Here is a 9108-nt window from a genome sequence, read left to right as displayed (position 1 = left end):
GGCCAGCTTGGCCAGGCGCTCCTGCAGCTTCTCGCGGTCGTAGTCCGAGTCGCTCTTCTCGATCTCAGCGCGGATCTGGTTGACCCGGCCCTGGATCTGCTCGGCGTCACCGGCACCCTCGACGATCGTGGTCTCGTCCTTGGTCACGACGACCTTGCGGGCCTTGCCCAGCAGCGAGATGTCGGCGTTGTCCAGCTTGAGGCCCACGTCCTCGCTGATGACCTGACCGCCGGTCAGGGTGGCCATGTCCTGCAGCATCGCCTTGCGGCGGTCACCGAAGCCAGGAGCCTTGACCGCGACGGACTTGAAGGTGCCACGGATCTTGTTCACGACCAGGGTCGCCAGGGCCTCGCCCTCGACGTCCTCGGCGATGATCAGCAGCGGCTTACCGGCCTGCATGACCTTCTCCAGCAGCGGGAGCAGGTCCTTGACCGAACTGATCTTGCCTTGGTGCAACAGGATGTAGGGCTCGTCGAGGACCGCTTCCTGACGCTCGGGGTCGGTCACGAAGTAACCGGAGATGAAGCCCTTGTCGAAGCGCATACCCTCGGCGAGCTCCAGTTCCATGCCGAGCGTGTTGCTCTCCTCGACGGTGATCACACCGTCCCGGCCGACCTTGTCCATCGCTTCGGCGATCAGCTCGCCGATGGTCCGGTCACCGGCCGAGATCGACGCCGTCGCCGCGATCTGCTGCTTGGTCTCCAGCTCCGTGGCGGACTTCAACACGTGCTCGGCCACGGCCTCGACAGCCTGCTCGATGCCCCGCTTCAACGCGATCGGGTTGGCTCCCGCCGCGACGTTGCGCAGGCCCTCGCGAACGAGCGCCTGTGCCAGCACGGTGGCGGTAGTGGTTCCGTCGCCAGCGACGTCATCCGTCTTCTTGGCAACTTCCTTGACCAGCTCGGCCCCGATCTTCTCCCACGGGTCCTCGAGCTCGATCTCCTTCGCGATGGACACACCGTCATTGGTGATCGTCGGCGCGCCCCACTTCTTCTCCAGCACGACGTTACGACCCCTCGGGCCGAGCGTCACTTTCACGGCGTCGGCGAGGATGTTCATGCCGCGCTCGAGTCCACGACGAGCGTCCTCGTCGAACGCCAGCATCTTCGCCATGGCGTTGTCCTCCCATGTCGACCTGAACTGACACGTGCCGAGCGGGCCCCATCGGCCCGGCCATGGGCGGGCGGCACGCCCACCCGATTAGCACTCACCCGAGTCGAGTGCTAATTCTCAAATAGCACTGTCGCGGCACGAAAGCAACTGAACCGTTCGCGCAATCAGCGGCTACTTGGAGACTTGGCGTAGGACCGGTGCGTGGCGGTCAAGAGGGACTTACGCGGCGAACCCGCCGTCCACCAGGACAGAGCTTCCGCTGACGTGGCGACCACCAGGACCGGCCAGGGTAGGCCACCATGCCGGCGACGTCCTGCGCGTGGCCGTAATGGCCGACGGCGATGAATCCCCGAAGGTAGTCAGCAGCGGGTCCCTCCGCGGGGTTCATGTCGGTGTCCGTCGGGCCGGGATCTACCACGACCGCTGTGATTCCGCGCGGGCCCAGATCCCGAGCCAATCCCTTGGTCAGGCCCTTGAGCGCCGACTTGCTCATCGCGTACAACGTCATTCCCGGCCCGGGCAGCCGTTCGATCAAGCAGCTGCCGATGTTGATGATCCGGCCACCATCAGTCATGTGGGCGGCCGCAGTCTGTGCGGCGATGAACACCGATCGGGCATGGATCGCCAAGGTGCGGTCCACGTCCTCCAACGTCACCTCGTCCAAGGGCCCCGAGGGAAACACGCCAGCGTTGTTGACCAGGATGTCCAGTCCGCCGAACTCAGCTGCCGCCACGTCGACCGCGGCCCGCACGGCCTGACCGTCCGCGTTGTCGGCCTGAATAGCCAGTGCACCCCACAGGCTGCTCAGTAGACCACCTGGTGCATCGGGCCAGTCCCGACGCGACCGTGGACGCGGTCTTCACCTCTCGCGGCATCCAGATCGCCCGTACGTCCAGCATGAGTACTACCAACAGGGACAGGCTAGCGGACGGCCGAACTCGTAGCATTGCAAGCAAAAGGTCGTGGCTAGCCGGGTTTTTCCGCCACACGACATCCAAAAGGATGAACGGACGTCGAATGCGAAAACGCGGAACCTGATAGTTCACCACCATTCACTACAGTGACCGGCCTCTTTTACGGCGGTTGAACTGTAGCGTTATCGGCGAAATGAAACTCCACCGCGCATGCATTGCAAGCCGGGGGCACATTATCGCGCGATTTCAGTAAGACGCAGTAATGCGCAGATCGAAAAGGGTGATGACATGGCGGTACCACTTGCGGACCGGCGAGCGCTGGTGACCGGGGGTTCGCGCGGTATCGGAAGGGCGGTCGTGCGACGGCTGGCGGGGGACGGCGCTGCGGTCGCCTTCACGTACAGCGCCTCGGCCGCCGCGGCTGAGAAGCTGGTGGCCGAGGTCGCCGAAACCGGGGGCACCGCGATCGCGCTTCAGGCCGACAGCGGTGATCCCGAGCAGGTGACCAGGTCGATCGACGAGACCGTGACCCAGTTGGGCGGCCTGGACATTCTCGTCAACAACGCCGGCATCCTCCCCGCGGGTCCCATCGAATCGCTGACCATGGATCAGTTCGACCGGTTGGTCGCCATCAACATCCGGGGTGTCTTCGCCGCAATCCAAGCGGCGCTGCCGCATCTGGGCACCACCGGTCGCATCATCAACATCGGCAGCATCAACGCTGACCGGGTGCCCCTGGCCGGAATGTCGATCTATGCGATGTCGAAGGCGGCGGTCGCCGGACTGACGCGCGCGCTGGCCCGCGAACTCGGGCCCCGCGGTATCACGGTCAACAACCTTCAGGTAGGACCCACCGCGACCGACATGACCCCCGAGGACAGCGAGATCGCGGGCACGCTGCGCGAACTGATGGCACTCGGGCGCTTCGGCCAGCCCCAAGAAATCGCCAGTGCAGTCAGCTACCTGGCCGGGCCGGAAGCAGCGTTCATCACCGGCGCCAACTGGAACGTCGACGGCGGCTTCACTGTCTGACTCGGCGAAGAGGCCGGATGAACCCGGCCCGTTATCCCGCCTCGGTGTTCTGGAAATGGCGCCGCGGTGGGAAACCAACGCCGCACGTGAAACCAGCCTGTCCCCGCAGGCCCAGGTCCGACTGATGGAGCAGCACATGCCCGAAGCGGTTCACACAACTTCCCCCGCCGTAGTGCGCGGAGGAGACCGTCTTCCGGGCAAGGCGCTCCTCGGGCTCTTCCTCACCGGGTTCGTGGGCATCCTCACCGAGTGCCTGCCAGCGGGCCTGCTCCCGGACATGGCCCGTTCGCTGCACACGAGCGTCGCGCTCACCGGCCAGACCGTCACCCTGTACGCCGCGGCCACCTCGATCGCGGCGATCCCCCTCACGCGCGCGTTCTCGAAGTGGCCGCGCAAGAACGTGCTGCTGGTGGCCCTGGCCATCGTGGCCGTCACCAACGCACTCACCGCCCTGTCCGACAACTACACGCTGACCCTGGTGATCCGGTTCGTCGCCGGCCTGGGCACGGCCATGATCTGGCCACAGCTCGGCGGATACGCCGCACGGCTCGCCCCCGCGGGACAGCAGGGCCGCGCCATCACCGTCGCCCTGGCTGGAACGCCCATCGGGCTAGCCCTGGGCATTCCACTGGGAACCTGGCTCAGCACCCTGGGCGGGTGGCAGGCCGCCTTCTACTCGTGCGCCGGCCTGACCGTGCTGACCATGCTGTGGGCGCTGGTGACGTTGCCGAATCTGCCCGGCCTGCCGGTGGACCAGCGCCGCAAGGTTTCCGACACCCTGGTGATCCCCGGGCTGCGCGTCATCCTGTTCGCGATCGCCGCATACATGATCGCGCACAACATCCTCTACACCTACGTCAGCGACTTCCTGCGGCACGTGGGTATGGAGGGCCGGACGGGGTTGGTGCTGTTCGTCTTCGGCGTCACGTCCGTGCTGAGCACCCTCGTGGTCGGCATGCATATCGACCGCCACCTGCGCAAGCTCGTGGTGGCCAGCACTGTGCTGTTCGCGATCAGTGTGCTCGTCCTGGCAGTGCTCTCCGACGCGCCCGCGCTGGTCTACATCGCCGTCGGGGCCTGGGGCTTCGCCTTCGGCAGTTCCGCCTCCCTGTTCATCGGCGCCGCGATCAACGCCTCCCGTGAGGCCGCCGACGTCGCCCAGTCGATCGTCATTACCGTCATTTCGGGGTCCATCGCGGCTGGCGGCCTCGTCGGCGGCCTGCTCATCGCGGGCCTGGGAGCCGCGTCAATCACGTGGGCTGCGCTGGCGCTGCTGGTCGCCGCCACCGCGGCCGTCACCGGCGGAAGGAAGCACGCCTTCCCCAAGAACGCCTGACGCGGTCCACCCGCGGCTGCCGACCGTTTCGGCGTTCGGGCTACGCGGTCGATTCCCGCGGAGACCCCGGTTCGATGGCGTCTGGGCGAGCAGCTTCATCAGGTCATCGGCAGAATGACCTGGAAACCACCCCCGCTCGCCGGCCGGGCGTATGCCGTGACTGGCGGCAATGCCGGAATCGGCTACTTCATCGCCGAACAGCTCGCTGCCGCGGGCGCCGACGTCGTACTCATGGACCGGAACGCCGAACGAGTACAAGTTGCCGCGGACGCTATTCAGAGTCACACCGGAAAGGCAGTCGCCGCCACTGTCGAGCCGTCGGTGACCGGCACGCAGAGCGTCTTCCGTGCACTGTCCATTGTGCACGCTTTTTCCGCGCGACAGCCCACCCTCACCGGCCCTGAGGTGGAAGGCCTGCAGTCCACCGTGGCCGTTGAGCCTGCCGATGCCGCTCTGCTTGAACCCGCCTTCCTACTGAGCGCCTGTTCGATCGTCTGGGGCGATCCTCGGCAAGTTCAGTTCGGGACGTTCACCAGCACTGGCCGGGGGCGGGCCGGTGAGGCATTGATCGGGGGAACAGATGCGTCCGTTCCGGGGTTGGGCGTGGCATGAGCCAACTCGTAGACCGCACGATCACTGCACTTCGCTCCGAGCATGACACGCTTGCCGGTCTCGTGCGCACCCTTACCGACGATCAGTTGGCCGCCACGAGCGGTGCCGCGGAATGGACGGTCGCCCAGGTCCTTTCCCACCTCGGTAGCGGTGCGGAGATCGGCCGCGCGCCGATTGTGCGGGCGGCCGGAGAGACCGTGACGGCCGAGGACAACCAGACGATCTGGGCCCGTTGGGACGCGTCCGCGCCGCGAGCGCAGGCTGAGGGCTTTCTGGAATACGACAGCCGCTGGCTCGACACCGTCGAGGCGCTCACCCCCGAGCAGCGCTCGTCGCTGACCGTCGACCTCGGGTTCCTGCCGGAGCCGGTCCCGCTGGTGACCGCCCTGGGCATGCGGCTCAACGAGGTGGCCAACCATTCCTGGGACGTGCGCGTGGCATTCGACGCGCACGCCGAAGTGGACGCCGATTCGGCCGCGGTACTCGTCGACCTCCTGACCGGGCCCGTGGCCTTCATGCTGAATTTCCTCGCGAAGCCGGCCGAGCTCGCCGCCCCGGTGTCCGTCGCGGTCCCAGGCGCCGGTCTGGTGATCGATGACGCGGTCACCGTGGTTGACCATGTCGAGTCACCTTCCGCGACGTTCAACGGGCCGCCGGAAGCGTTTGTCCGGCTGATCAGCGGCCGTCTCAAGGCCCCGTACGACAACGGCGTCACCATCGACGGCAACATCACACTCGACGACCTGCGTCGCGTTTTCCCCGGCTTCTGACGGATCATCGGCGACCTTTGCGACAGTGGTCGTGTCCGCTGCTGGCGGCCACGGCTCGCAGGGTGCCCGTCGGCTCACGGCTGGCGATGAACGCGGTCGTCAGCCGCACGATCGAACGGTGCAAGAAAACCGTTGCCAGCGTGTCGATCAACCAACCCACCGCGAAGCCGGCGATCACATACCACGACGGCGACCGGGTGATCCACAGGAAGATGCCAGCCCCCAGGGCACCGACCAGGGCCAGGACAGCGACTCCCTGGAAGGCGAGCCTGGTCGGGTGCAAAGCGACGACGTGCCACTGAACAGTCGCTCGGCGTTCGGCCTCGGCGCGAAGCGCCGCGTACTCGGCCAGGAGGATCTGGGTCGCGTCATCCGGGCGTCCGTCCATCCGAGAATCATCCCGGCGGATACCGCGGTCGCACCAGGCTCCGGTCAGTGATACGTGGCCTGGACCTCGACTTCGATCAACCAGCCAGGCACGGCCAGACCGGCCACCTCAAGCGTCGCACGAGCAGGCCGGGCCGGGTTGAGGATCTTCGCTGGAGCCGCTGCCCCGGTTCCGGTCGGCACCGGGATCGGTGCGCCGGTGCCGAGGTCGACGTTGGCGAAGAACTGGCGGTAGGCCCGGTTCCAGCCGGCGTAATCGGCATCGGACGCACCCGCGGGGCGTTTGAGATAACACTTCATCGTGATTACGTCACGAGGGCGCAGTCCCACGGTCGTCAGGTTGTCCACGATCCGGGTCAGTGTGTTCCAGGCCTGTGCCTCGGTGACGGTCACGCCGGCCGGTAGCTTCCCACCGGGGAACAGTGAGAGGTCGACGTACTGTTCCGGCGAGCCGGCGGGCGCGGACGGATTCGCCGCGGCCGGCCCGAGTCCGCTGCTCGTGTACACGGCCACCATGCTGCCGACCGCGACACCGTTGGCGATCGAAGGATTGGTGCCGCCCGGCGGCAGGTTGAAGCGAACCTCGGTGGGACGTGGGGCTTTTCGCCCACCGGACGCTGCCGCGTCCGTGGTGCCGACGCCGAGTGCCGCGGCTGTGCCACCGGCGACGATGCCCAATCGCCGACGTGAGAACCGGTTCATGTGCTTACCTTTCCGCCATGACGCGCTGATGGATGTTGGTGACGACGTAACGGGCCGAGTCGATGGCACCTGCCTGCCATGCGATGAAATAGCTCAGCCAGTCGCCAGCGAAGTACACGCGCCCGGCGGGCTTGTTCAGCAATGCGTATTCACCGCTGGTCCTTGACGGCCAGCTGACCCAGGCTCCCTCGATGTGACGGACTCTTTGCCAGGCAACGGAGAACGAACTGACGAGCTCGTCGCTGTACTTCTTGCCGTGGATCTTCACGCCCTGCGCGACAGCGCGCTTGGTCCGTTCCACATGCGACAGGGAACCATAGGCGGTGGCGTTCGCCCCAGTGTTGTAGTAGCCGACGACAACACCTCGTTCACCGTGGAAACCGTAAGACGGGTACCAGATGTGGGCGAGGTCGAGGTCAGTTTCGGTGATACCGCCGTAGATCCGGTCGTCCTGTTCCCACCACCGGCGCCGGTATTCAAGCCCGATCTTGCCACTTGGTGTCGCGGTCGGATAGCGCAGCGCGGCCGTCACACCCGCGTCCAAATTGGTCGGAATGCGAGCCATCACGTGCGGTGGGAGGGCGGCCACGCAGAAGTCGGCACGCACGAGAACCTCTTTGCCCCTGGCGTCCTTGTACACGACCTCGACGCCATGGGCGAGATCGGTGACCTTGGTGACCGCCGCGCCTAATCGCACCTTGTGACGGCCGATCGCGCGGTACAACGCCATGGGGATCGCGTCCATGCCGCCGACCGGCTGCAACATCGTCATCGCCTGGTCGTAGCCGAACTCGAACGAGAAGTACCGGCCGACCTGGCTGGCGAGCACAGTGGACAGTGACGGCGGTGGGCCGAGCACCACACCAGCCTGCTCCGCCGCGCCGGGCTCCACCGAGTAGCCGCGCCGACTGGTGCCTGTGTAGGCGAATCCGTCGGCACGGTCACCGATCGCGCCGAACCCGGACAGGAAGGTCAGCAGCCGGTCCTTGTCCTCGCCTGACAGGCTTTGGTCGAGCGAACCGTGGTCGACGGCCTTCGCCAGCAGTTCGGAGATGTAACCGTAGAAGTCTGCCTTCGCGGTCCGGTACTGCTGTGCAGCGACGCCGGACTGCTCGTTGTAGAGCAACGCGTTGGCGTTCTGGTTGATGAACGTTTCCACCGGAACACCGAGTTCACGGCAGTAGTCGAGTGTGATGTGCGACTGCGGCAGCCGGGCCGGTCCAGCGTTGAGGTACTGGCCGTGCGCGAACTTCGCGGTCTGGGTGTTGGCGTCGAGATCGGTCATGGTCGTGCCGCCACGCACCGTCCAGTTGCGGCCGCCGACACGGTCATTCGCCTCGAGGATCGTGCAGTCGTAACCGGCCTTGCCGAGCTCGTAGGCAGTGACAAGGCCGGCTATCCCGGCCCCGAGGATGACAACCTTCTTGCCGCGCTTGGCAACCGTGAGATCACCGGTGGCGGGTGGCTGGTAGGCGGGCGTCGCGAGTGCCTCCGGCGAGGCGACCAGCCCCAGTGCCCGCATGGATTCGAACATCACTCCCGCACCACCCGCGACACCGATTGATCGCAGCAGAGCGCGACGCGTCACGTCAGGGCTCATCGTGGCTCCCTTCCCAGAAGATCCGTGATCGAGAGCCTTGTTGACCTTTCAACGGGTTGCCGTGACGGCGCGGTGTCGTACTCGTTAGTACAACCGGAAATCCGTTAGCCTGCGGGTAACCTGTCGCGCATCAGCGAACGGATCGGCCGGTGCGACGGGAGCGGGCCAGCGACAGTCCACCAAGGACCACGCCGATCAGCCCCAGCACCACGGCGAAAATGGCGCCGGCGAGCCCGTTGCCGGTGCCGAGACCACCGGCGGCGTTGGCACCATGGACCCCGCCGACGATCATGCTGATCGGTCCCAGCACCAGGGCCACGATCATCCCGGTGCGGCGGGATCGGGCCAGTGCCAGCCCGCCGAAGATCACGCTGGTCAACCCCAGCAGGGCTGCCACGGTGGGCACGGTTCGCCCGACGCCGAGTTCGTAACCCGCGGCGGTGATTGAGACTTCCGAGGCAAGCAAGTGAAGGGCGGACATCGAGGTCCTTTCGATCGAATGGCTGGACGCGAACAATCGTCGCGTCGTGAGATCGGGGTGTCCTCGGTCAGCAGGCGGCAGTGGATACGAAGATCGACGTAGGCGGCTCGCCCCGAACCGCGCTCCTCGACGTAGGCGCCCGCGCGGCTGGGAACCCTATG

The 9108-nt window shown here is 66.2% G+C and carries 10 protein-coding genes; 4 read left to right on the top strand and 6 right to left on the bottom strand.

Features of this window, described 5'->3' with window-relative positions; translation table 11 throughout:
• Both groL and B9C43_RS51790 read right to left on the bottom strand, forming a co-directional pair.
• A partial coding sequence (groL, locus tag B9C43_RS51795; protein WP_084434610.1) for a chaperonin GroEL occupies positions 1-1113 on the bottom strand: 1113 nt, incomplete at its 3' end.
• Between the two features lie 208 nt (positions 1114-1321).
• Positions 1322-1864, bottom strand: coding sequence for an SDR family oxidoreductase (locus B9C43_RS51790; RefSeq protein WP_235039337.1), 543 nt, complete (start codon positions 1862-1864; stop codon positions 1322-1324).
• A gap of 451 nt (positions 1865-2315) precedes the next feature.
• Here B9C43_RS51790 and B9C43_RS51785 point away from each other — a divergent pair, with 451 nt between their 5' ends.
• From B9C43_RS51785 to B9C43_RS51770, 4 genes are all read left to right on the top strand, one after another.
• The gene (locus B9C43_RS51785) at positions 2316-3059 is read left to right on the top strand and encodes a 3-oxoacyl-ACP reductase family protein (protein ID WP_084434609.1); all 744 of its coding nucleotides are present in this window, start codon (positions 2316-2318) and stop codon (positions 3057-3059) included.
• Positions 3060-3114: 55 nt separating this feature from the next.
• Entirely contained in the window at positions 3115-4395 is a 1281-nt protein-coding gene (locus B9C43_RS51780; RefSeq protein ID WP_084434608.1) for an MFS transporter, read from the top strand.
• A 114-nt stretch (positions 4396-4509) separates the two neighbouring features.
• On the top strand, positions 4510-5007 hold the full coding sequence (locus tag B9C43_RS51775) for an SDR family NAD(P)-dependent oxidoreductase (protein WP_084434607.1): 498 nt from the start codon (positions 4510-4512) through the stop codon (positions 5005-5007).
• Entirely contained in the window at positions 5004-5777 is a 774-nt protein-coding gene (locus B9C43_RS51770) for a maleylpyruvate isomerase family mycothiol-dependent enzyme (protein ID WP_084434606.1), read from the top strand. The genes B9C43_RS51775 and B9C43_RS51770 overlap by 4 nt, the downstream gene beginning before the upstream one ends.
• Positions 5778-5781: 4 nt before the next feature.
• Here the strand turns inward: B9C43_RS51770 and B9C43_RS51765 are convergent, their stop codons facing one another.
• The 4 genes from B9C43_RS51765 to B9C43_RS51750 form a co-directional block, all read right to left on the bottom strand.
• Positions 5782-6165 carry a hypothetical protein gene (locus B9C43_RS51765; RefSeq protein ID WP_084434605.1) on the bottom strand — a complete coding sequence of 128 codons (384 nt, stop codon included), beginning with the start codon at positions 6163-6165 and terminating at the stop codon, positions 5782-5784.
• 44 nt (positions 6166-6209) lie between these two features.
• Positions 6210-6866 carry a Rid family hydrolase gene (locus B9C43_RS51760; RefSeq protein ID WP_033391892.1) on the bottom strand — a complete coding sequence of 219 codons (657 nt, stop codon included), beginning with the start codon at positions 6864-6866 and terminating at the stop codon, positions 6210-6212.
• Positions 6867-6870: 4 nt separating this feature from the next.
• Positions 6871-8466 carry a flavin monoamine oxidase family protein gene (locus B9C43_RS51755; RefSeq protein WP_084434604.1) on the bottom strand — a complete coding sequence of 532 codons (1596 nt, stop codon included), beginning with the start codon at positions 8464-8466 and terminating at the stop codon, positions 6871-6873.
• Positions 8467-8596: 130 nt separating this feature from the next.
• Positions 8597-8947 carry a DUF6223 family protein gene (locus B9C43_RS51750; protein WP_084434615.1) on the bottom strand — a complete coding sequence of 117 codons (351 nt, stop codon included), beginning with the start codon at positions 8945-8947 and terminating at the stop codon, positions 8597-8599.
• Between the last annotated feature and the right edge of the window lie 161 nt (positions 8948-9108).

This window comes from Kibdelosporangium aridum, assembly GCF_900176515.1.
GTDB classification, from domain to species: Bacteria; Actinomycetota; Actinomycetes; order Mycobacteriales; family Pseudonocardiaceae; genus Kibdelosporangium; species Kibdelosporangium aridum.
This window is presented reverse-complemented; position numbering and strand designations above follow the sequence as displayed.

Bases quoted from the DNA above. Each gene is read 5' to 3' on its own strand.
- B9C43_RS51780 (WP_084434608.1), top strand. From the start codon at position 3,115: ATGGCGCCGCGGTGGGAAACCAACGCCGCACGTGAAACCAGCCTGTCC.
- B9C43_RS51750 (WP_084434615.1), bottom strand. From the start codon at position 8,947: ATGTCCGCCCTTCACTTGCTTGCCTCGGAAGTCTCAATCACCGCCGCG.
- B9C43_RS51785 (WP_084434609.1), top strand. From the start codon at position 2,316: ATGGCGGTACCACTTGCGGACCGGCGAGCGCTGGTGACCGGGGGTTCG.
- B9C43_RS51770 (WP_084434606.1), top strand. From the start codon at position 5,004: ATGAGCCAACTCGTAGACCGCACGATCACTGCACTTCGCTCCGAGCAT.
- B9C43_RS51765 (WP_084434605.1), bottom strand. From the start codon at position 6,165: ATGGACGGACGCCCGGATGACGCGACCCAGATCCTCCTGGCCGAGTAC.
- B9C43_RS51775 (WP_084434607.1), top strand. From the start codon at position 4,510: ATGACCTGGAAACCACCCCCGCTCGCCGGCCGGGCGTATGCCGTGACT.
- B9C43_RS51755 (WP_084434604.1), bottom strand. From the start codon at position 8,466: ATGAGCCCTGACGTGACGCGTCGCGCTCTGCTGCGATCAATCGGTGTC.
- B9C43_RS51760 (WP_033391892.1), bottom strand. From the start codon at position 6,866: ATGAACCGGTTCTCACGTCGGCGATTGGGCATCGTCGCCGGTGGCACA.